This window comes from Sphingomonas sp. HMP9 (assembly GCF_013374115.1).
Taxonomy (GTDB): domain Bacteria; phylum Pseudomonadota; class Alphaproteobacteria; order Sphingomonadales; family Sphingomonadaceae; genus Sphingomonas.
The window spans coordinates 2,434,910-2,455,619 of record NZ_AP022673.1; the positions used below are offsets into that span (position 1 = coordinate 2,434,910).

The following is a 20,710-nucleotide window of genomic DNA, read 5'->3' on the forward strand; positions in this document are numbered from 1 at the left end:
TTCCCCGTCAACCTTACTCGTTCCCCCGCGCAGGCGGGGGCCCAGGGTCACGCAAGGCTGCGGTACTTAGCTGGGCTTCCGCGTCCGCGGGAGAACACGTTTGTATGGGGAAGGGACTCAGCGCGGTCCCTGCACGTCGGCCTTGGCCGCGGCGCGCTCGTCGCCGCCGATCTTGCCGTCCTTGTTGGCATCGTATTTCGCAAAGGTGGCGGCCAGCAGCGCCTGTGCTTCGGCCTGAGACACCTTGCCGTCCTTGTTCTTGTCCGCGCTGGTGAACCAGAGGTCCGCAAGGCGCTTGGCGTGGACCGGATCCGGACGCCCCTGCCCGCCGACCTTCATGTTGCCGATCCGCGCCTGCACTTCGGCACGCGTCAGGACGCCGTCCTTGTTGGTGTCCGACGCAGCGAACTCCGACTTGAACTTGGCCGAGGCGGACGCGCGGGTTTCCTGCGCGAGCGCCGGAGTCGCAAGGCCGGCGAGGACGAGAACGGTAAGCGTTTGGCGTAGCACGGTGCGGTAACTCCAGAGGATTTGCGGCGCGAATAGCGGGGATCGGTTGTACGCGCCATTAACGCCGGAGTTGCATGGCGTGGTTACATGGCGTGGTTGCATGCACAGGTTGCATGAGGGGCCCCCAGCGCATAGGGGCGCGGGCATTGGATATTGCCCGAAGGATTCTGCCCGTGACCGATCAGATCAATCGTCCCGCCGGCGACGCCGGCATCAATCGGGTCGTGCTCGCCTATTCCGGTGGCCTGGACACGAGCGTGATCCTGAAATGGCTCCAGCAGACGTATAATTGCGAAGTCGTAACCTTCACCGCGGACCTCGGCCAGGGCGAAGAGCTCGAGCCTGCGCGGGCCAAGGCCGAGATGATGGGCGTGAAGCCCGAGCACATCTTCGTCGACGACCTGCGCGAGGAGTTCGTCCGCGATTACGTGTTCCCGATGATGCGCTCGAACGCGCTGTACGAGGGGCTGTACCTGCTGGGCACGTCGATCGCGCGGCCGCTGATCGCCAAGCGCCAGATCGAGATCGCCAAGATGGTCGGTGCCGACGCGGTCAGCCACGGTGCGACCGGCAAGGGCAACGACCAGGTCCGCTTCGAGCTCGGCTATTACGCGCTGTCGCCCGACATCAAGGTCATTGCGCCGTGGCGCGAATGGGACCTCACCAGCCGCACGCGCCTGATCGAGTTCGCCGAGCAGCACCAGATCCCAGTCAGCAAGGACAAGCGTGGCCAGGCGCCGTTCTCGACCGATGCGAACATGCTGCACACGTCGAGCGAAGGCCTGGTGCTCGAGAACCCGTGGGACGAGGTCCCCGACTATGTCTACTCGCGCACCGTGAACCCCGAGGACGCGCCCGACGTGCCCGAGTACATCACGATCGATTTCGAGCGCGGCGACGGCGTCGCGATCAACGGCGAGGGCATGAGCCCGGCCACCCTGCTGTCGACGCTCAACGACTATGGTCGCCGCCACGGCATCGGCCGTCTCGACCTCGTCGAGAACCGCTTCGTCGGCATGAAGAGCCGCGGCATGTACGAGACGCCGGGCGGCACGATCTATCACCTCGCGCACCGCGGCATCGAGCAGCTGACGCTCGATCGCGGCGCCGCGCATCTGAAGGACGAGCTGGCGCCGCGCTATGCCGAGCTGATCTACAACGGCTTCTGGTTCTCGCCGGAGCGCGAGATGCTGCAGGCGGCGATCGACCACAGCCAGGAGAAGGTGTCGGGCACGGTCCGGCTGAAGCTGTACAAGGGCGGCGTGTACGTGGTCGGCCGCAAGTCGGCGAACTCGCTCTACTCCGAGAAGGTCGTGACGTTCGAGGACGACCAGGGCGCCTATGACCAGCGCGATGCTGCGGGCTTCATCAAGCTCAACGCGCTGCGGCTGCGCTTGCTGGGCCGGCGCGACCAGTAAGCAGCCCGCGTCGGACCGCCCCCGAACCACCGTTTCGATGCGGAAGTTTGCGGTGAAGATCGTCAACTCGTCGTGCGCGCACTTGTCTAGTGCGCCCACCCGCCCCTAGGGTTCGACGATATGATTACTCAGGGGGAAAAGCTGCATTGGTGGCAGACGCGCGCATTCGTTGCCGCGGTTGCGCTCGCATCGATCATACCGTTGTTGTGGCCGGAAATCCCGCCGCTCGTCGACCTGCCGGGGCATATGGGCCGGTACCGCGTCCAGCTGGCGATCGGCGATAATCCGTGGCTTTCACAATGGTATAACTTCCGCTGGCAGATGATCGGCAACCTCGGCATCGACCTGCTGATCGTGCCGCTCGCACCGATCTTCGGGTTGCAGCTGGCGGTGAAGCTGATCGTGATGGCGATCCCCGCGCTGACCGTGACGGGGCTGCTCTGGATCGCGCGCGAGGTGCATGGGCGAATCCCTGCGACCGCGCTGTTCGCGCTCCCGCTCGCCTACAGCTATCCATTCCAGTTCGGGTTCGTGAATTTCGCGCTCGGCATGGCGCTCGCGCTCAACCTGTTCGCATTGTGGCTGCGGATGGGGCGGCTCCAGCGACTGCGGCTGCGCACCGCGATCTTCATCCCCGTCTCATGCCTGTTGTGGCTGTGCCATACGTTCGGCTGGGGCGTGCTGGGGGTGCTCGCCTTCTCCGCCGAACTGATCCGCCAGCACGACATCCGCCGCGACAGCGATCCCAAGAGCTGGGCGCATGGCTGGTTCAGGGCCTGCATCCAGGCGGGGCTGAACTGCCTGCCGCTCGCGCTGCCGATGGTGATGATGGTGGTCTGGCGATCGGGCGATCATGTCGGCGGCAAGACGCAGGACTGGTTCAACTGGCGCTGGAAGATGAACTGGATCACGATGGTCCTGCGCGACCGCTGGATGGCGTTCGACATCGCGTCGGTCACCGTGTTGTTCGTGATCCTGTTCCGCGGCGTGCGCGACCAGACGATCGAATATTCACGCAATCTGAGCCTGTCGGCGCTGTTCCTCGCGATCGTGTACGTCCTGTTGCCGCGGATCGTGTTCGGTTCGGCCTATGCCGACATGCGGCTCGCGCCGTTCATGCTCGGGATCGCGGTGATCGCGTTGCGGCCGCGGCATGGCCTGTCGCTGCGTGGCGCAGCGGTGCTCGCGGTGCTGGGCTTTGCGTTCTTCGGCGTGCGGCTGGCGGGGACGACGATCAGCTACCTGATCTACGACCGGAGCTACGACCAGGCGATCGCGGCGATCGATACCGTCCCCGAGCGGTCGCGCGTCGTGTCGTTCGTCGGGCGGCGGTGTCGCGACGACTGGGCCTATTCGCGGCTCGAGCATGTCCCCGCGCTGCTGCTCGAACGACGCCTGGCGTTCACCAACGACCAATGGTCGATGGCCGGCGCGCAGTTGATGACGACGCAGTATCCGGCGGCAAAGGGCTTCGCGCATGACCCGTCCGAGATCGTCAGCGACATCAAGTGCCGTGGCCAGTTCTGGCGGCCGATCTCGATGGCGCTCGAGAAATTTCCGCGCGACGCGTTCGATTACGTGTGGCTGATCCACCCGCCGAAGTTCGATACCGCGCTGGTCCGCGACCTGACGCTGATCCGCCGCGACGGCACCAGCCTGTTGTACCGTGTCAACCGGACTGCTGCTGCTCGCCCCGCCGGAACGGAGTAAGCTCGCCGAGATAGTCCTGCTGCTCGGCGACTGCCTCGCGCTCGCGGACGAGATAGTCGGCGATCGCGCGGCGGAAGCTCGGGTCGGGGATGTAGTGCGCGGAATAGGTCGCGACCGGGGCATAGCCACGCGCGAGTTTGTGTTCGCCCTGCGCGCCCGCCTCGACGGTCTGCAGCCCCCGCGCGATCGCTGCATCGATCGCCTGGTAATAGCAGAGTTCGAAATGGAGGAAGGGCACCTCCTCGGTCGCGCCCCAATAGCGGCCGTAGAGCGTGTCCGCGCCGATCAGGTTGAGTGCGCCCGCGATGGGGACGCCGTCGCGCTCGGCGAGGATGAGCAGGACCTGGTCGCCCATCGTCTGGCCTATCCGGTCGAAAAAGCTGCGCGTGAGGTAGGGCTGGCCCCATTTGCGGCTGCCGGTGTCCTGATAGAACACCCAGAACGCGTCCCAATGCGCCTGACTGATCTCGGCGCCGACGAGATGGCGGATCGTCAGGCCTTCGACCGCGGCGGCGCGCTCCTTACGGATGGCCTTACGCTTGCGGCTGGCGAGGACGGCGAGGAAATCGTCGAAGCTGGCATAGCCGTCGTTCCGCCAGTGGAACTGCGTGCCCTGGCGGATCAACCAGCCTGCTGCCTCGAATAGCGCCACTTCGTCGGGGTCGATGAAGGTCGCATGCGCCGATGACAGCCCGCTCTGGTCGGTGACGGCTTCGAGTGCGGCGATCAGCGCGGGAGCTTGCTCGCGATCACGCAGGAGCAGGCGTGGCCCTGGCACCGGGCTGAACGGCGCCGCTATCTGGAGCTTCGGGTAATATTGCCCCCCCGCCCGCTCCCATGCGTCGGCCCAGCCCTGGTCGAAGACATATTCGCCCTGGCTGTGGCTCTTGGCGTAGGCGGGCGCGATCCCTGCGGGCTTGCCGTCGGGGCCATCGACCACCACCGGCAGCGCTTGCCAGCCCGAGCGGCCACCGACGCTTTTCGAGGCTTCGAGTGCGGACAGGAAAGCGTGGCCGATAAACGGGTTGGCGGTGCCGGAGCAGGCCTCCCAGTCCTCGGCGGCGATCGAGGTGACGCCTTGGGCGATACGGGCTGTGACGGCGTTCATGCGCGATATTTGGGGTGGCGGGGGGCCGATAGCAAAGGTCGCTTCATGCTATCTTCGGCAAAACAGCCGCCCGCCCCAAACATCGTTCTCCCGCGAAGGCGGGAGCCCAGGACCACAGGGGCTGCGCTTGGTAACCTGGACTCCCGCTTTCGCGGGAGAACAAGATTCAGGCCGAAACCTGGACGATCGCGTCGATCTCGACCGCCGCGCCGAGCGGGAGGACGGGAACGCCGACCGCCGAGCGCGCATGCTTACCGGCATCGCCGAACAGCGCGACCATCAGGTCCGAGGCGCCGTTGGCGACCTTGGGCTGGTCGGTAAAGTCGCCGGTCGAATTGACGAACACGCCGAGCTTCACGATCCGCTCGACGCGCGCGAGCGTGCCGAGCGCCGCCTTCATCTGCGCGACGAGCATCAGCGCGCAGAGCTTTGCCGCGTCCTGCGCGTCTTCGAGCGAGACGCCGTCTCCGACTCGGCCGGTGACAAGCTGGCCGTCCTTGAACGGCAACTGGCCCGAGATGTGGAGCATGCCGTTCGCCAGCACAGTCGGGACGTAGGACGCCACGGGTGCGGCAGCCTGCGGGAGGGTGAGGCCCAGCTCTTCGAGCTTGCGGTCGATACGATCGGTCATGGGGGCGGTATCACCACAGCGGCGGGGGACGGGTCAAGTGGGTGGCGCTCCCCGTACATCTACACGAGTCCCCCACCCTGCTTGCGTCATCCCCGCGCAGGCGGGGATCCAGACTGGCTGTCACGCATGATCGTGGGGGTTGCCCGTCTGGGTCCCCGCCTCCGCGGGGATGACGGGTGCACAGGTGCACTGGTGCACTGGTGCAGGCTTATGCCCCATCCTGTTCTCCCGCGAAGGCGGGAGCTCAGGGTTAAGGGCGATCGCGGTCTTGGCTCCTGGGCCCCCGCGTTCGCGGGGGAACAAGACAAGGCTCAGGCGTCTGCGGGCAATCCCGCTTCGAACCGGGTCGCGATCCAGTCCGCCGCATCGCGCCAGTCGTCGATCCGCGCGTGCGCCTCGGGCGCTTTCGGGACGTTCACCGCCAGCGTCGGCTCGGACACCATGTGCAGTCGGTGTACCCCCGGCGCGTGCTTAGCGACCGATTCGTGATGCACGGCCAGATCGTCGACGAACACCGTGACCGGGTTGCCGTATTCCGCGACCAGCCGCGAGACGGGCGTGCCCTTGCCGCCCTGGTTGCACTCGACCCGGTGCGCGATACCGAACTTGGCGAGCTGCTCGATCCGGGGCTGGCGGCATTCGTCCTGGAGGTTGGTGAGGATGACGATGTCCGCCACCTGCGCCAGCCGCTCGAGCGCCTCGACCGCATGCGGTACCAGCGTCTGGCGGTGCATCTCGCCGGGGAAGAACTCGCCGAGCATCGCCCACATATCATCGCGCGAGGGCGGCGGGCCACCGTCACGGCGGGTCATCGCGGTCGAGAAATCGCCGTGCTGGATCGCGAAATCGATATCGTGGCGCTCGTCGAGCCAGACGCCGAAATGCTTGACCATGTGCAGCAGCACTTCGTCGCAATCGCTGATGAGCAACGGCCTCATGCTTCCATCTCCATCCGGGCGCGGACCAGCGCTTCGGGCTTTACGCCGAGCGATTCGGCGCAGGCGATCAGGTCGGGCTCGTGATTCTCGAGGAAGCCGAGCGCGGCGGACAGCACGTTCGGGTCGCTGGCCCGCGCGCGCAGGTCGTGCGGCTCGAGGCCGGTGACCGACAACAGCCGCATCGCGCGGTCGGGCTCGACCAGTGTCCATACCAGAGCGCGCAGGGCGAGCGCCTCGGCGTCTTCGTTTGAATCGCGGTCGCGCATTGCCTATCGTGCCCTCTTTCCGGATAAGGTGCGGCGGTGACAAAGAAGGTGCTCGTTGTCGAGGACAACGAACTCAACCTCAAACTATTCTGCGATCTGCTGCGTGCGCACCAGTTCTCGGTCGAACCCGTGCGCGACGGCCGCGACGCGGTGGCGCGCGCGCGCGACTTCACGCCCGACCTGATCATCATGGACATCCAGATGCCGCACGTCACCGGCTATGAGATCATCCTCGAACTGAAGGCAGACGAGGCGTTGCGCGCGATCCCGGTGATGGCAGTGACGGCCTATGCCGGCCGCGACGACGAGGAGCGGATCCGCGCGGCGGGGGCAGATTCGTACGTGTCGAAGCCGATCAGCCTAGCGCGGTTCATGGATGCGGTCGGGGCGCTGGTCTGACGCGGCAGGGGCCGGTCCGTTCACTTCGACCCGGCATTCCGCGTCCACCCACATCCTGTGCCTTACCCCCACTCCCGTTCGTGCTGAGTAGAGACCGAGTAGCTCCGCAAGGAGCGTATCGAGGGCTCGTATCGAAGCATGGGCTCCGCGCGCCAACCTGTCCTTCGATACGCCGTCTCGATACGCCGCCTACGGCGACTACTCGACGGCTACTCAGGACGAACGGGAGAGGGGAAGAACGGGCATAGCGACCGCGTTTTCCGCAATGACGAACGGAAGGCATCACGAACGCCAAAAGCCGCGGGGGATGCCCGCGGCTTTTCGGATCTTCGCAATCAGTCGGCGGCTTTCACCGCCGGCCGGATTACTTGATCTTGGCTTCCTTGAACTCGACATGCTTGCGCACGACGGGATCGTACTTCGAGAAAGAGAGCTTCTCCGTCTTGGTACGGGGATTCTTCTTGGTGACGTAGAAGAAGCCGGTGTCAGCAGTGCTGAGCAGCTTGATCTTTACGGTGGTCGGCTTGGCCATGAGCCCAATTCCTATGGCTTGAAAATGCGAAAGCGGCGAACTGACGCCGCCGCTCCATCAGGGGCGGCGCATGGCGGACGGCTGCGGCGAAGTCAAGCTTTACCCCGTCATCGCAGGGGAATCACGCGCATTTAACCCGCTATTCACGACCCGGCGCGCAGAGTAGCGTCAGATAGAGACAGGAGCGGGATCGTGGGGCAGGCGCTGGTTCGAATCGACGACATGGTCGCGGTGAAGGCCGATCTGGCGGCACGGATCGCGGCGATCGACGTCCGCGCGCCCTATTCGCGCCCCTGCGACATCGCCACCGAGATCGACGCGATCCGCGTCATCGCGCACAGCAACGGCCTGAACCCGGCGGTCACCGTCGCGCATTTCGTCGATTCGGCGCTGTCGCGCGGCGAGCATGGCGCGCTGGTGCACGGCTGGCTGGCGATTCTGCGCGACGCGGTCGGCTGCGAGCGGCAGGACGTCCAGGCGTGCCACGCATTCGCCGCGGCCTGCTCGGTGCGACTCGCTGGATAATCCATGGACGCATTGATGGCGGCCTTCGTCGCGGCTGCGCTCGCGCAGGTCGGCGATCGCACCGCATGGCTCGCCGCGATCCTGGCAGACCGGTACGGCAGCCCCGCGCGGGTCATCGCGATGGCCGCGCTCGCCCTGCTCGCCGCCAGCGGGCTGGCCGCCACGCTGGGCACGGTGATCGGGCCGAAGCTCGCCCCCAATGCGCAACAGCTGATGCTGGCGCTGGCGCTGCTGCTGCAGGGTGGCAGCGCGTTTTTCCCGGCCAAGGCGCCCGACCGGCTCGATCGCTGGCGAATCGGCGCATTCGCGACCGCGGTGCTCGGCCTGTTCATCCTCGCGTTCGGCGACGGGGTGCAGTTCATCGTCCTGACGCTCGCCGCGCGCTCGCCTGTCCCCGCGCTGGCCGCGGTCGGCGCGACGATCGGATCGCTGGTCGTGATCGTCCCCGCCGCGCTGATGGGCGAGGCGGCGTGGCTGAAGCTGCCGCTCAAGCCGCTGCGCATCGCGATCGGCGTGGTGTTCGTGCTCTTCGGCCTTGTCCTTGCGCTTGGCGCCCTCCGGCTCGTCTGACCCACGCCGGCCTCTCAAAACCTCCACTATCCCGGTCCGATCGTTACGGATCAGGAACCAACCGGTTGCGACACCGGTTGAGTGACCCTTACCACATTGGAGGCCGTCATGCTGAAGCTCGCAATCACCTTTCTCGTCATTGGCGCCGTGCTCGCGCTGCTCGGCTTCGGCGGCATCGGCGGCGCGTTCATCGGTATCGCCAAGATCCTGTTCTTCATCGCAATCGCGCTGTTCGTGATCTTCCTCGTGCTCGGCCTGCTCGCGGGCAAGGGGATCAAGAACGCGATCGACTGACGCACCAGTCCGTATCGTATGACAACGACCGTCGTCGGACCCTCCGGCGGCGGTCGTTTCGTCTCTGCATCCCTTCGGGTGGCATGCGCGTTCAACGACGATGCATGCCTTTGCCGCCCTGCTCGACTCGCTCACCTACACCCGGTCGCGCAACGCGAAGCTGAAGCTGATCGCGGATTACCTGCGAGCGACGCCCGATCCAGACCGCGGCTGGGCGATGGCGGCGCTGACCGGCGATCTCGATCTCAAGGGCGTGAAGTCGGCGGTGATCCGCGGGCTGATAGAGGAACGCGTCGATCCGGTGCTGTTCCGGATGAGCCGCGATTATGTCGGCGATACTGCGGAGACGGTGGCGCTGCTCTGGCCCGAGCCGACGGTTCCGGTCGATCCCACTCCCTTATCGATCACCGACGTGGTCGAGCGACTGGCGGCGTTGTCGCGCGCGGATGCCCCCGCCGCGCTGGCCGACATGCTCGACCGGTCGGATGCCGGGGAGCGGTTCGCGCTGCTCAAGATGGCGACGGGCGCGCTGCGGATCGGTGTGTCGGCGCGGCTGGCGAAGACCGCGCTCGCCGATGCGTTCGGGCTCGATGTCGATGCGGTCGAGGAGGTGTGGCACGGGCTGGATGCGCCGTATCCGAGCCTGTTCGCCTGGGCCGAGGGGACGGGCGAACAACCGACCCCCGCCGATGTGCCCGTGTTCCGGCCGTTCATGCTCGCGCACGGGTTGGAGGATCTGCGCGTTGATCTGGCCGACTATGCCGCCGAGTGGAAATGGGACGGGATCCGCGTGCAGATCGTCCATGTCGCGGGTGAAACGCGACTCTACAGCCGCACCGGCGACGACGTGACCGCCAGCTTCCCCGAGATCGCGGCCGCGTTCCGGACGCCGGGGACGGTCGATGGCGAGCTGCTGGTGAAGGGTGAGCATCAGGGTGGGACGCTGGAGGATGGCGGCGGTGCAGCCAGCTTCAATGCGCTCCAGCAGCGGTTGGGGCGCAAGACGGTGTCGGCGAAGATGCTCGCGGAGTATCCCGCGTTCGTGCGGCTCTACGACCTGTTGATCGATGGCGAGGAGGATCTGCGCGCCCTGCCCTGGACCGACCGGCGCAAACGGCTGGAAGCGTTCATGCCGCAACTCGATCCCGAACGGTTCGACCTGAGCCTGGTGATCGAGGCGGACGACTTCACCGCGCTGGAGGCGATCCGCGCCACCGCGCGCGACGCGGCGATCGAGGGTGTGATGCTCAAGCGGCGCGACTCGCCCTATGTCGGCGGCCGGCGCGCGGGGCTCTGGTACAAATGGAAGCGCGATCCGCTGACCGCCGATTGCGTGATGATGTATGCGCAGCGTGGCTCCGGGCGGCGATCGTCCTATTATTCGGACTATACGTTTGGCTGCTGGACCGAGGAGGGCGAGTTGCTCCCCGTCGGGAAGGCCTATTCGGGGATCACCGACGAGGAACTGAAGATGCTCGACAGCTTCGTGCGCAACCATACGCAGAACCGGTTCGGCCCGGTGCGCGAGGTGGAGAAGACGCTGGTGCTCGAGATCGCATTCGATTCGCTGCATGATTCGAAGCGGCACAAATCGGGCGTGGCGATGCGCTTTCCACGGATCGCGCGGATCCGGACGGACAAGCCCGCGGTGGAAGCGGACCGGATCGAGACGCTCAAGCGGATGATTACGTAATCCACGCGCCATCGAACCAGGCGGCAGCGCGGGGTATCGCCGCCGATCTTGGTACGCGTAAGGACGGTCCGGTGAACACAACGAAACATCCCCGCACGGCGGCGGCACGACGGTGGCGGCGTGGCGCGTGGGTGAGCGGCATCCTATACGCGATCGTCGTGCTGTTCGTCTATCTCGCGGGGTATTTCGACCGCGATCCGGTGCATGTGTATCCCGCTATCGGGGTCCGCGCGTCGGGCGCCCCGCCGATCGCGGTGGTCAATTTCTCGGGCGACATGGGATTGCGGTTCCTGCTCGGTGCGTCGACCTCGCGCGGGCTGACAGAGCATGGAATCCCGGTCGTCGGGATCACCACCCCGGCGCTGTTCGCGCGACATCGGACGCGGGGTGAACTCGATGCGATCGTGGCGGACGGGGTTCGCGCCGCGCTGGCGCGGACGGGGGCGAAGCGGGTGGTGGTGATGGGCCAGTCCTACGGCGCGGACATCGTCCAGACCGGGCTGGCAGACCTGCCGGCGTCGCTGCGGCCGCGCGTTGCGGGAATCGTGTTGATCCTGCCGGGCGAGACGGTGTTCTATCGCGCGGATCCGTCGGGGCTTCTCTACGATCACGGGACGCCCGACAGCATGGGGGTGACGACGGGCAACCGGCTCGGCTGGGCGCCGCTTACGTGCATTTATGGGGTCGAGGAAACCGACAGCCTGTGCCCGTTGCTGACGGTGGCTGGCGTGCGGAAGGTTGGGATGCCTGGGGGGCATAACATCCGTCATGATGCGGATGGACTGCTGGGGCATGTGCTGGCGGCGATACGCGCGGTGGCGCCCGATGCCCGGCAGCCTGTCGCGCAAACCTAGGCTGGCCCGGGGCTGCGGCGACTCGTCTTTTCAGTCCTGTCGTCGTCCCGACCTTCGTTTCGACACTGTGCCGACAGTCGAGATGCAGAGTTATGTGGGCAGCACGGCGTGGCTCTGGATCCTGACTTTCGTCAGGATGACGGAAGAAGGGCGCGCACGGACTTAGCGCGGCGTGGCAATTTTTATCTCGAACAGCGTGGGCCAGTATTTGCCCGTCACGAACAGACGGTCGGCCTTAGCGTCCCAGGCGATACCGTTCAGAACCGCCTCGGGGTCGGTCGCGGCGATTTCGGCGACCAGTGGGCGGAGGTCGATGATCGCGGTCACCTTGCCCGTGGCGGGATCGATGCGGACCAGGAAGCCGGTGTGCCAGACGTTGGCGAGCACCGCGCCGTGAACATATTCGAGCTCGTTGATGTCGCGTAAGGGCCGGCCGTCGATCGTCACCGCGACCCGGCTGCGCTCCGCCAGCGTCAGCGGGTCGCGCATAATCAGGCTTTCGCTACCGTCGGACTGGATGAAGCCGCGTGCGTCGCTCGTCAGCCCCCAGCCCTCGCCGGTGTAGCGGTTCTGGCCCTTCGGCTTGAGCGTGCGGACGTCCCAGCGATGCGCGATGCCGTCATGCCAGGTGAGGCTGACGAGCTGGTCCTTCCACAGCGCAAGCCCCTCGCCGAACTGGGCAGGATCGATTCGCGCCCTGGCGAGGATCTTGCCATCGGCGAGCGAGATGCGGCGGACGTCGGATTGCCGCTCCTGCCCCGTGCTCTCGTACAGCGCGCCGTCGTGCCAGAGCAGGCCCTCGGTGAACGCGGTACGATCGTGCGGATAGCGGGCGACGATCGTCGCGGACAGCATCGGTAAGCGCGAGTCCGGCGCCGTGGCCGCCTGCACGCGGGCGGGCGCTGCCGACGGCAACGACGATGAAACGAGAACGGCCGGCCACGCAAAAGCGAGGCCGGCCGCGATCGTTATCCTACCAAACATGGTATGGATCAGCGTTCTGATTCAGTCAGCTGGATCAGCCGCCTGCGCTCAGGTTCACCGCTGCGTACTTGCCGCGACGATCGACCTCGAGCTCGAACTCGAGCTTGTCGCCCTCGTTCAGCGTCGCCATGCCGGCGCGCTCAACGGCCGAGATATGGACGAATGCGTCAGGCTGTCCGTCGTCGCGCTGGATGAAGCCAAAGCCCTTCATCGCGTTGAAGAACTTGACCGTACCGGTCGCCTTCTCACCAGTGAGCTGACGCTGTGCGCCACCTGCACCACCGTCACGGTCGCCACCACGGGGCGCGCCCGGGCCGGCATCACGGTCACGCGGCGGGCCGCGATCGGTGACGGCCATCGGCTCGCCGTCGATCTTGAGGTCGGTTGCCGAGATACGGCCACCGCGATCGACGAGCGTGAAGCCGAGCGGCTGACCCTCTGCGAGCGCGACCATGCCGGCCTGCTCGACTGCGCTGATGTGAACGAACACGTCCTCGCCGCCGTCATCGCGAACAACGAAGCCGAAGCCCTTCTGCGCGTTGAAGAACTTTACGACACCGGTGCCTTCGCCGACAACCTGGGGAGGCATGCCGCGACCACCGCCGCCGCCGCCGCCGCCCGAGAAGCCGCCGCCACCGCCGCCGCCGCCACCGCGGTAACCACCGCCGCCGCCGCCGCTGCCGCCACCGAAGCTGCTACCGCCGCCGCCGTAGCTGCTGCCACCGCCGCCACCGTAGCTCGAGCCACCGCCGCCGCCATAGCTGCTACCGCCGCCGAACCGGTCGCCGCCGCCACCAAAGCTGCTGCCGCCGCCGAACTCGTTGTCGCCGCCGCCGAAGCTGTCGCGCTTGTCGCGGCCACGCCCGCCACGGTTCCCGCGGCCACCTTTATCGAAACCCATAAGCTCTGTTCGTCTTCCCGGTTCGCCCGCAAATTTCTCAAAACCCTTGTGCCGGACGACGAACGCAGGTTTTCCAGCGCGAAACCTTTTGCGCCTTGAGGGGACCCTTAGCGCAAAATACAAGCCGTCGCGAATAGATTCTGATCAGAGGCCGTTCGATTTGGATCGATACTGACGCAAGTGTCGCTTGCAAGCCACGGCTCGTCGCATCGGTGATCGCAAAGCCTTCTTGTCGCCTGATTCGGATCTTTGACGCAGAGAGAGCCATTGAGCGTTCAGCCTCGGGCCGCTACGGCCGGCGCATGACAGTTCATCTCCACGAAGGCGACATCCCCGCCGACCTGTTCGCGGCCGGCGCCGCGATCGCCGTCGATACCGAAACGATGGGGCTGATCACGCCTCGTGACCGGTTGTGCCTCGTCCAGCTTTCCGATGGCGGCCCCGACGAGCACCTCGTCCGATTCGCCGCGGGTGCCGGCTATGACGCACCGAATCTGAAGGCATTGCTGGCCGATCCCGCGCGCGTGAAGCTCTATCATTTCGGCCGATTCGATATCGCCGCGGTCCAGCATTATCTCGGCGTCGTCGCGGCACCGGTCTATTGCATCAAGATCGCGTCACGGCTGGTGCGGACCTACACCGATCGCCACGGCCTGAAGGAACTGGTCCGCGAACTGCTTGGCCAGGACATCTCGAAGCAGCAACAGTCGTCGGACTGGGGCAGCCCGGAACTGTCGGACGCGCAGAAGGATTATGCCGCGTCCGACGTCCGCTTCCTCCACCGGCTGCGCACCGAACTCGACAAGCGCCTGATTCGCGAAGGCCGAATGGACCTCGCGCAGGCCTGTTTCGACTTCTTGCCAACTCGCGCCGCACTCGATCTCGCGGGCTGGCCCGAGATCGATATCTTCGCGCACGCATGATAGAGGTTCCGCCGCCCTCGCCCGTCGCCCGTCGCGTACGCACCGCGCGGCAGGATTGGGCCGCGCCTGGTGGCAGCCACGATCGCTTCGTGGCGATCGCCCGCGTCGGGTTGCCGACCGCGATCGGCGTGCTGGCGGCGTTCCTGGTGATGGCGCCGCTGACCGCGGGCGGCGACGTCTCGTTCCTGCTCGACAAGAACAAGGTCGACGTCGCGCAGGAGCGGATGAAGACGCAGGTGGCGCGCTATCGTGGCGAGGATACAAAGGGGCAGGCCTTCACGCTCGATGCCGCGTCGGCGATCCAGAAAAGCTCGGCGGAACCGATCGTCCAGCTCAACCAACTCGCGGCGCAAATCCAGCTCACCGACGGCCCCGCCAACATCAAGGCGAACACCGGTCGTTACGACATGGATACCGAGAAGGTGCAATTGTTCGGCCCGCTGAACGCGACCGCGGCGGGCGGCTACGATCTGAAGACCACCAACGCGACCATCGACATGAAGGCACGCACGCTCGAAAGCGGCGGCGCGGCGACGGGTACTGTCCAGCAGGGAACGTTCAGGGCCAACAAGCTGCACGCGAACCTCGAGAAGCGGACCGTGACGCTCGATGGCAATGCGCGCTTGCGGATCATCCCCAGAGGGCCGAAATAGCCGCCATGCGCGCCACTCACATTCTTGCCACCCAGATTCTTCTGGGGATATCCGCCCTTTCGTTGTCGACGACCGCGGTCGCGCAGCAGGCGCACAATTCCAACGCCCCGATAGATTTCGGCGCGGATCATATCGAGCTTCAGGACAAGGCGAATCGCGCCATCCTGTCGGGTAACGTCGCGGTCAAGCAGGCCGAAATGACGCTGAATTCGGCACGGATGACCGTCGCCTATACCGGCCAGGTGATCGGCGGGAACCCGCAGGTCTCGCGGCTCGATGCGTCGGGCGGCGTGATCGTCAAGCGCCCCGACCAGACCGCGCGAAGCCAATACGCGATCTACGACCTCAATCGCCGCGTCATCACCATGCTGGGGGCGGTGACCCTGACCCAGGCGGGTAACACCGTGAACGGCGGGCGCCTGACGATGAACCTCGACACGGGGCGCTCGGTGATCGACGGCTCCTCGGTCGCGGGGGGCAGCAGCGGCGGTTCGGCCGCGAGCGGTGGCACCGTGACGCAGACGGGCGATCGCGTGACCGGCACCTTCTCGGTTCCCAAGCGCAACTGAGGCTGCAGGAGCTTCGTAGGGGCTTCCCTCCGGCGACGCGCTCCTGCATGTTTCCTGTCAAACCCCCGGCCGAGTGTTCGGCGACACCATCAATGCCGGATGTTCGGCACCTGACTTTTGCGAGGGCCTGATCCCATGGACGCCACCACGCTGCCCCCGATCGAGGACGTAGAGCCGATTTCCGAGCCGCCGGTGAGCAACGGGTTGCAGGTCGTCTCGATCGCGAAGTCCTACGACAAGCGCGTCGTGCTGACCGACGTGTCGGTGTCGGTCGGGCGCGGCGAGGTCGTCGGACTGCTGGGGCCCAATGGCGCGGGCAAGACGACGTGCTTCTATTCGGTGATGGGACTGGTGAAGCCGGACTCGGGGCGGATCATGCTCGATGGCGAGGATATCACGAAGCTGCCGATGTACCGGCGTGCGATCCTTGGCCTCGGCTATCTGCCGCAGGAGACATCGATCTTCCGCGGGCTCACGATCGAGAAGAACATTCTCACCGTGCTCGAACTGTCCGAGCCGGACAAGGCGGCGCGCCAGCGCAAACTCGACACGCTGCTCGAGGAATTCGGGCTGACCCGGTTGCGCGCTTCACCGGCGATGGCGTTGTCGGGCGGCGAGCGGCGGCGCGCGGAGATCGCGCGGGCGCTTGCGGCGGATCCGTCGATCATGCTCCTCGACGAGCCGTTCGCGGGGATCGATCCGATCTCGATCGCCGACATCCGCGACCTTGTGAAGGACCTGAAGCGCCGCGACATCGGCGTCTTGATCACCGACCACAACGTCCGCGAGACGCTGGAAATCGTCGATCGCGCGTACATCATCTATGACGGGCGCGTGCTGTTCTCCGGTTCGCCTGCCGAACTGGTCGCCGATGCGAACGTCCGCCGCCTGTATCTGGGCGAAGGCTTCTCGCTTTAAGTAAATTTCCATTCTCTCCCGCAAGGGGGAGGTAGCGCCACAGGCGACGGAGGGGGAGGACATGACACAGCGGTTGGCTCTTACCTCCCTCTCCGTCAGGCTATGTCTGCCACCTCCCCCTGGCGGGGGAGGATCGGTCAGCATCGACGACAACGACCCCGCTTTGGTATCATGAGCCTCGCCCCTCGCCTGGACATTCGCCAGTCGCAGTCGCTGGTGATGACCCCGCAGCTCCAGCAGGCGATCAAGCTGTTGGCGCTGTCGAACCTGGAGATCGAGGGGTTCATCGCCGAAGAGGTCGAGCGCAATCCGCTGCTCGAAGCCAGCGCGGCCGAGGATGGCGACGCCCCCGACCGCGAACCGGTCGCCCAAGTGCGCGACGAGCGCGCGGCCGCCGACGAGCTGGTGGCAGGCACCGGCGATGGGGCCAGCGGGGGCGGCGAACCCGCACTCGACGTCGACTACGCCACCGAAAGCCACCAGCAGGACAGCGTCGCCGACGGCGGCAGCGGGATGGACGGCGCGCTCTCGATGACGGGCTCTAGCGCAGGCGGCGCAGGCGGCGCAGGCGGCGAGGACGCGCCCGATCTGGACGCGTTCGCCGATACCAGCCTCAGCCTCGCGGATCACCTGCTCGCACAGGCCGGTCCCGCGGTCCGCCACGAGGACGCATTCATCGCGGCGCACTTGATCGACCAGATCGACGAGGCGGGCTATCTCACTGGTTCGCTGCTCGACATCGCCAACCGGCTCGGCGTGCCGCTGGTCCGAGTCGAGGCGGTGCTCGCGACGATCCAGACGTTCGACCCGACTGGCGTCGGCGCACGCGATCTTTCGGAATGCCTCGCATTGCAGGCGAAGGAGGCGGATCGCTACGACCCCTGCATGGCGCGGTTGATCGACAATCTCGACCTGCTCGCGCGCGGCGAACTGACGCGACTGAAGCGGATGTGCGACGTCGACGATGAGGACATGGCCGACATGATCCGCGAATTGCGCAGCTACGATCCGAAACCTGGCTGTCGCTACGGCGGCGAGCCTGCGCAGTCGGTGACGCCGGACCTGTTCGTCGCCCGAATCAACAATGGGACCAAGGCGGGCTGGGCGATCGAGATCAACGCCTCCACTTTGCCCCGCGTGCTGGTCAACCGCAGCTATTATACCGAGCTGTCGGGCGGGCAGCAGGACAAGGCGTCGAAGGCGTGGCTGAGCGATTGCCTCGCCAGCGCGAACTGGCTGGTGAAAGCGCTCGACCAGCGCCAGCGGACCATCATCAAGGTCGCGACCGAGATCGTGAAGCAGCAGGAGGCGTTCTTCCTGAAGGGCGTCGCGCATCTCCGCCCGCTGACATTGCGCCAGGTGGCGGACGCGATCGAGATGCACGAATCGACCGTCAGCCGGGTCACGAGCAACAAATACGTCTCGTGCGCGCGCGGACTGTACGAGCTGAAATACTTCTTCACGAGCGCGATCCAGTCGGCGGACGGTGGCGAGGCGGTGTCGGCGCAGGCGGTGAAGTCGGCGATCCGGGCGCTGATCGACACCGAAGGCGCCAAGATCCTATCCGATGACACCTTAGTCGAGTTGCTTAACGCGAAAGGCTTCGACATCGCGCGAAGGACCGTGGCGAAATACCGCGAAGCATTGGGGATCGGAAGCTCCGTACAACGCCGTCGGGCCCGTACACTAGAGGGTGCCGGCTAAGCTTGCGTTTCGTCACGATAGGCTTAGCATCGGCCTCGTCATCTCGGGGGGGCCCAGAACGATGTACGACCAAGCCGCACGCGACTTAGGCAGCACGGAAGCTGAAGCGACAATCTTGCGGGCGACGGAGCCGGACGGCGCACCCCGTATCGCGGTTCTCGACATCCTTCGCGGGATCGCCATCCTCGGTATCTTGTTCATGAACATCAACGACATGGGCGGTTCGCTCTGGGCGTCGTTCGGCAATGTCCGGCATCTCGGCTGGAGCCAGGCCGACCAGATCGCCTGGTGGTTGCGCGAGGTGATCGCGAACGGCACTGCGCGCTGCATGCTCGAACTGCTGTTCGGTGCGGGGATGGTGATCCTCACCGACCGCGCCGCGCTCAGCGTCGGCCAGCGAGTCGTGATGAAGCGCTATTATCTGCGCGACGTGCTGCTGCTCGGGTTCGGAATAGTCCACCTCTTCATCCTGTTGTGGCCCGGCGACATTCTCCACAGCTATGCGATCGCCGCATTGGCCGCGTTCCTGTTCCGGCGGCTGCGGCCGCGCTGGCTGATCACGATCGGACTGGTCGCTGCCGTCGCACAGCTCGGCGGTGCAGGATATTTCGCCTATTACCAGCCGCTGCAGGCGCGCGCGCAGGTCAGCGCGATCAACGCCGCGCGCGCCGCGGGTCGACCGGTCACAGCGGACGATCGGAAGCTGCTCGCCAAGGTCGCGACTGCCGACGCCAAGCGCGCGAAAAGCAAGGCCGACCGGCAAGCGAGGGTCGTCGCCGAGGACAAGGCGCGTACCGGTAGCTTTGCGACATGGGCGGCGATGCAGTGGAGCGTCACGGTCTATCTCCAGTCGCAAGGGTTCGAGCTGGTGGTGTTCTGGGAAGCCGTCAGCGTCATGCTGATCGGTGCCGCTCTCTACAAGCTTGGCATCCTGCAAGGCGCTCGATCGCGCGGCTTTTACCTGCGCATGATGCTGGTCGCCTATGCCATCGCCATTCCGCTGCGGATCGTCGGCGCGATCGAACAGACACGGTTCGACGATGCACCGCAAACGATATGGGCCACCGTCGAAGTCGCGCGCGAGGCGATGACGCTCGGTCATGTCGGCGCAGTCTGCCTGCTGGTCGGCACGGGGTTCGGCGCCACGCTGTTGCGGCCGTTCATCGCGGCCGGCCGGACCGCGCTGTCGATCTACATCCTCCAGACGATCGTCTGCCTGTGGATCCTGTTCCCGCCGTTCGGCCTCGCGCTATACGGCATGCTCGGCTGGGCCGGACTGATGGCGACCGCGCTGGCCATCAATATCGGGCTGTTGCTGCTCGCCAACGCCTATGTCCGTAGGTTCGACATCGCCCCGGTGGAATGGGCATGGCGATCGTTGGCGGAGGGACGCGCGCTGCCGTGGCGTAAGGTGTCATCGCCGCCGCTCTCCGGAGCTTTGCACCGCCTCAAAGGGGGCGGGACTTAGTCGTCCTCGTCTTCGAACCCGACCAGTGCGAGCGCGCGCGCTTTGATCTGGCGGGTCATGCACCAATGGACCAGCGCGTCCTCGCGGCCGTGCGTCACCCACACTTCCTTGGGCGCGATCTCGGTCAGCGTGGTGATGAGTTCGTCCCAGTCGGCATGATCACTGAGGATCAGCGGGAGCTCGACGTTCTTCTGGCGGGCACGGCCCCGGACCCGCATCCAGCCGCTTGCCATCGCGGTGATCGGATCGGGCAGCCGCCGCGACCAGCGATCGTTGAGCGCACCCGGCGGACACATCACGACGTGGCCCGCCATGTCCGCTTTCTTGGCATCGGCGACGGGGAGGAGTTCGCCGAGCCGCACGCCGTGATCGGCATACAGGTCGCATAGCCGTTGGAGCGCGCCGTGAATGTAGATCGGCGCGTCATGGCCGCGCTCGCGCAGTTCGGCGATCACGCGCTGCGCCTTGCCGAGCGCATAGGCACCGACGACGACGCAGCGATCCGGATTGGCGTGGAGCGCAGCAATCAGCTTGTCGATCTCGTCGCCGGTGTTGGGGTGGCGGAAGACCGGCAGGCCGAACGTCGCCTCCGTGATGAACACGTCGCATTTGATGGGTTCGAACGGCGTGCAGGTCGGGTCCGCGCGCCGTTTGTAATCGCCCGAGACGACGATCCGCTCGCCGCGGTAGTCGAGCACGATCTGTGCGGAGCCGAGCACGTGGCCGGCGGGCACGAAGCCGATATCGACCTCGCCCATCCGGATCGTCTCGCCGTACGCGACCGGGTTGCCGGCTTGCGGACCGTAGCGCGCATCCATGATCGCAAGCGTTTCGGGCGTCGCCCACACCGCCTCGTGACCGCCGCGCGCGTGATCGGCATGGCCGTGCGTAACGAGCGCTTTCGCGGTCGGGATCGAGGGGTCGATCCATGCGTCGATCGGCTTGACGAGAATGCCGTGCGGATGCGGTTCGAGCCAGTCGCCGAGTTTTGCCATGCGGGGGTAACGCGTGGACCGGGGGTGCGGTGCCGTAATCGCGTCGCCGCGCCGCGCCGATCGGCATGAGCGGTCTGCGTGCGCGCACGGGAGGAAAGGATGATGGCGGCGGTTAGAAGGCTGCGCGTTGCTCAAGTCCCGTTATCC

Annotated in this window: 23 protein-coding genes; 14 read left to right on the forward strand and 9 right to left on the reverse strand. The window is 66.1% G+C overall.

All coding sequences use genetic code 11. The annotated features are described in order from the left end of the window. Positions 1-117: 117 nt before the first annotated feature. Complete coding sequence (locus HMP09_RS10780; protein ID WP_176500366.1) at positions 118-510, reverse strand: EF-hand domain-containing protein; 393 nt, start codon at positions 508-510, stop codon at positions 118-120. A 173-nt stretch (positions 511-683) separates the two neighbouring features. Here HMP09_RS10780 and HMP09_RS10785 point away from each other — a divergent pair, with 173 nt between their 5' ends. Continuing rightward, positions 684-1,928 (forward strand): argininosuccinate synthase, encoded by a 1,245-nt coding sequence (locus HMP09_RS10785; protein WP_232090184.1) that lies wholly within the window; start codon positions 684-686, stop codon positions 1,926-1,928. Between the two features lie 120 nt (positions 1,929-2,048). After that, positions 2,049-3,638, forward strand: coding sequence for a hypothetical protein (locus HMP09_RS10790; RefSeq protein WP_176500367.1), 1,590 nt, complete (start codon positions 2,049-2,051; stop codon positions 3,636-3,638). Here the strand turns inward: HMP09_RS10790 and HMP09_RS10795 are convergent. The 4 genes from HMP09_RS10795 to HMP09_RS10810 form a co-directional block, all read right to left on the reverse strand. Then, entirely contained in the window at positions 3,598-4,746 is a 1,149-nt protein-coding gene (locus tag HMP09_RS10795) for a GNAT family N-acetyltransferase (protein WP_176500368.1), read from the reverse strand. The two genes, HMP09_RS10790 and HMP09_RS10795, sit on opposite strands and share 41 nt — an antisense overlap. A 166-nt stretch (positions 4,747-4,912) precedes the next feature. Beyond that, entirely contained in the window at positions 4,913-5,377 is a 465-nt protein-coding gene (locus tag HMP09_RS10800; RefSeq protein ID WP_056474360.1) for a RidA family protein, read from the reverse strand. A 311-nt stretch (positions 5,378-5,688) separates the two neighbouring features. Further along, positions 5,689-6,315: an HAD family hydrolase gene (locus HMP09_RS10805; protein ID WP_176500369.1), complete on the reverse strand. Its 627-nt coding sequence runs from the start codon at positions 6,313-6,315 to the stop codon at positions 5,689-5,691. Beyond that, a complete protein-coding gene (locus HMP09_RS10810) occupies positions 6,312-6,581 on the reverse strand; it encodes a DUF3572 domain-containing protein (RefSeq protein ID WP_176500370.1) in 270 nt (89 codons plus the stop codon). Before HMP09_RS10810 ends, HMP09_RS10805 begins: the two co-directional genes overlap by 4 nt. 36 nt (positions 6,582-6,617) lie before the next feature. Between HMP09_RS10810 and HMP09_RS10815 the strand changes: the two genes are divergently transcribed. Beyond that, the gene (locus tag HMP09_RS10815; RefSeq protein WP_055881859.1) at positions 6,618-6,980 is read left to right on the forward strand and encodes a response regulator; all 363 of its coding nucleotides are present in this window, start codon (positions 6,618-6,620) and stop codon (positions 6,978-6,980) included. Between the two features lie 364 nt (positions 6,981-7,344). Here HMP09_RS10815 and rpmG read toward each other — a convergent pair whose 3' ends face one another. Then, positions 7,345-7,512, reverse strand: a complete 168-nt coding sequence (rpmG, locus tag HMP09_RS10820) for a 50S ribosomal protein L33 (protein ID WP_055881863.1) — start codon at positions 7,510-7,512, stop codon at positions 7,345-7,347. A gap of 192 nt (positions 7,513-7,704) precedes the next feature. On the opposite strand from rpmG, the gene HMP09_RS10825 reads away from it, so the two are divergent. The 5 genes from HMP09_RS10825 (at position 7,705) to HMP09_RS10845 (ending at position 11,448) form a co-directional block, all read left to right on the forward strand. Next, complete coding sequence (locus HMP09_RS10825; protein WP_232090185.1) at positions 7,705-8,037, forward strand: hypothetical protein; 333 nt, start codon at positions 7,705-7,707, stop codon at positions 8,035-8,037. A 3-nt stretch (positions 8,038-8,040) separates the two neighbouring features. Continuing rightward, a complete protein-coding gene (locus HMP09_RS10830; protein WP_176500371.1) occupies positions 8,041-8,607 on the forward strand; it encodes a TMEM165/GDT1 family protein in 567 nt (188 codons plus the stop codon). 108 nt (positions 8,608-8,715) lie between these two features. Then, complete coding sequence (locus HMP09_RS10835; RefSeq protein WP_055881870.1) at positions 8,716-8,901, forward strand: DUF1328 family protein; 186 nt, start codon at positions 8,716-8,718, stop codon at positions 8,899-8,901. A gap of 100 nt (positions 8,902-9,001) precedes the next feature. After that, positions 9,002-10,594, forward strand: a complete 1,593-nt coding sequence (locus HMP09_RS10840; protein WP_176500372.1) for a cisplatin damage response ATP-dependent DNA ligase — start codon at positions 9,002-9,004, stop codon at positions 10,592-10,594. Between the two features lie 71 nt (positions 10,595-10,665). Further along, positions 10,666-11,448 (forward strand): AcvB/VirJ family lysyl-phosphatidylglycerol hydrolase, encoded by a 783-nt coding sequence (locus tag HMP09_RS10845; RefSeq protein WP_176500373.1) that lies wholly within the window; start codon positions 10,666-10,668, stop codon positions 11,446-11,448. Between the two features lie 162 nt (positions 11,449-11,610). Here the strand turns inward: HMP09_RS10845 and HMP09_RS10850 are convergent, their stop codons facing one another. Both HMP09_RS10850 and HMP09_RS18545 read right to left on the reverse strand, forming a co-directional pair. Then, the gene (locus tag HMP09_RS10850; RefSeq protein WP_176500374.1) at positions 11,611-12,432 is read right to left on the reverse strand and encodes a glutaminyl-peptide cyclotransferase; all 822 of its coding nucleotides are present in this window, start codon (positions 12,430-12,432) and stop codon (positions 11,611-11,613) included. 34 nt (positions 12,433-12,466) lie between these two features. After that, complete coding sequence (locus HMP09_RS18545; protein WP_176500375.1) at positions 12,467-13,333, reverse strand: cold-shock protein; 867 nt, start codon at positions 13,331-13,333, stop codon at positions 12,467-12,469. A 302-nt stretch (positions 13,334-13,635) separates the two neighbouring features. Between HMP09_RS18545 and HMP09_RS10860 the strand changes: the two genes are divergently transcribed. The 6 genes from HMP09_RS10860 (at position 13,636) to HMP09_RS10885 (ending at position 19,568) form a co-directional block, all read left to right on the forward strand. Next, on the forward strand, positions 13,636-14,256 hold the full coding sequence (locus HMP09_RS10860) for a ribonuclease D (protein WP_176500376.1): 621 nt from the start codon (positions 13,636-13,638) through the stop codon (positions 14,254-14,256). Continuing rightward, positions 14,253-14,909, forward strand: a complete 657-nt coding sequence (lptC, locus tag HMP09_RS10865) for an LPS export ABC transporter periplasmic protein LptC (protein WP_176500377.1) — start codon at positions 14,253-14,255, stop codon at positions 14,907-14,909. Before HMP09_RS10860 ends, lptC begins: the two co-directional genes overlap by 4 nt. Positions 14,910-14,914: 5 nt before the next feature. After that, a complete protein-coding gene (locus HMP09_RS10870; RefSeq protein WP_176500378.1) occupies positions 14,915-15,478 on the forward strand; it encodes an LptA/OstA family protein in 564 nt (187 codons plus the stop codon). Between the two features lie 135 nt (positions 15,479-15,613). Continuing rightward, the gene (gene lptB / locus HMP09_RS10875) at positions 15,614-16,396 is read left to right on the forward strand and encodes an LPS export ABC transporter ATP-binding protein (RefSeq protein ID WP_176500379.1); all 783 of its coding nucleotides are present in this window, start codon (positions 15,614-15,616) and stop codon (positions 16,394-16,396) included. 171 nt (positions 16,397-16,567) lie between these two features. Then, positions 16,568-18,100: an RNA polymerase factor sigma-54 gene (gene rpoN / locus HMP09_RS10880; protein ID WP_176500380.1), complete on the forward strand. Its 1,533-nt coding sequence runs from the start codon at positions 16,568-16,570 to the stop codon at positions 18,098-18,100. A gap of 115 nt (positions 18,101-18,215) precedes the next feature. Continuing rightward, positions 18,216-19,568 (forward strand): DUF418 domain-containing protein, encoded by a 1,353-nt coding sequence (locus tag HMP09_RS10885; RefSeq protein WP_232090186.1) that lies wholly within the window; start codon positions 18,216-18,218, stop codon positions 19,566-19,568. On the opposite strand, the gene HMP09_RS10890 is transcribed toward HMP09_RS10885, so the two are convergent. Continuing rightward, positions 19,565-20,563 (reverse strand): ligase-associated DNA damage response exonuclease, encoded by a 999-nt coding sequence (locus HMP09_RS10890; RefSeq protein ID WP_176500382.1) that lies wholly within the window; start codon positions 20,561-20,563, stop codon positions 19,565-19,567. The two genes, HMP09_RS10885 and HMP09_RS10890, sit on opposite strands and share 4 nt — an antisense overlap. Positions 20,564-20,710: the final 147 nt, after the last annotated feature.

Bases quoted from the DNA above. Each gene is read 5' to 3' on its own strand.
- HMP09_RS10790 (WP_176500367.1), top strand. From the start codon at position 2,049: ATGATTACTCAGGGGGAAAAGCTGCATTGGTGGCAGACGCGCGCATTC.
- HMP09_RS10795 (WP_176500368.1), bottom strand. From the start codon at position 4,746: ATGAACGCCGTCACAGCCCGTATCGCCCAAGGCGTCACCTCGATCGCC.
- HMP09_RS10800 (WP_056474360.1), bottom strand. From the start codon at position 5,377: ATGACCGATCGTATCGACCGCAAGCTCGAAGAGCTGGGCCTCACCCTC.
- HMP09_RS10805 (WP_176500369.1), bottom strand. From the start codon at position 6,315: ATGAGGCCGTTGCTCATCAGCGATTGCGACGAAGTGCTGCTGCACATG.
- HMP09_RS10810 (WP_176500370.1), bottom strand. From the start codon at position 6,581: ATGCGCGACCGCGATTCAAACGAAGACGCCGAGGCGCTCGCCCTGCGC.
- rpmG (WP_055881863.1), bottom strand. From the start codon at position 7,512: ATGGCCAAGCCGACCACCGTAAAGATCAAGCTGCTCAGCACTGCTGAC.
- HMP09_RS10830 (WP_176500371.1), top strand. From the start codon at position 8,041: ATGGACGCATTGATGGCGGCCTTCGTCGCGGCTGCGCTCGCGCAGGTC.
- HMP09_RS10835 (WP_055881870.1), top strand. From the start codon at position 8,716: ATGCTGAAGCTCGCAATCACCTTTCTCGTCATTGGCGCCGTGCTCGCG.
- HMP09_RS10840 (WP_176500372.1), top strand. From the start codon at position 9,002: ATGCATGCCTTTGCCGCCCTGCTCGACTCGCTCACCTACACCCGGTCG.
- HMP09_RS10850 (WP_176500374.1), bottom strand. From the start codon at position 12,432: ATGTTTGGTAGGATAACGATCGCGGCCGGCCTCGCTTTTGCGTGGCCG.
- HMP09_RS18545 (WP_176500375.1), bottom strand. From the start codon at position 13,333: ATGGGTTTCGATAAAGGTGGCCGCGGGAACCGTGGCGGGCGTGGCCGC.
- HMP09_RS10860 (WP_176500376.1), top strand. From the start codon at position 13,636: ATGACAGTTCATCTCCACGAAGGCGACATCCCCGCCGACCTGTTCGCG.
- lptC (WP_176500377.1), top strand. From the start codon at position 14,253: ATGATAGAGGTTCCGCCGCCCTCGCCCGTCGCCCGTCGCGTACGCACC.
- HMP09_RS10870 (WP_176500378.1), top strand. From the start codon at position 14,915: ATGCGCGCCACTCACATTCTTGCCACCCAGATTCTTCTGGGGATATCC.
- lptB (WP_176500379.1), top strand. From the start codon at position 15,614: ATGGACGCCACCACGCTGCCCCCGATCGAGGACGTAGAGCCGATTTCC.
- rpoN (WP_176500380.1), top strand. From the start codon at position 16,568: ATGAGCCTCGCCCCTCGCCTGGACATTCGCCAGTCGCAGTCGCTGGTG.
- HMP09_RS10890 (WP_176500382.1), bottom strand. From the start codon at position 20,563: ATGGCAAAACTCGGCGACTGGCTCGAACCGCATCCGCACGGCATTCTC.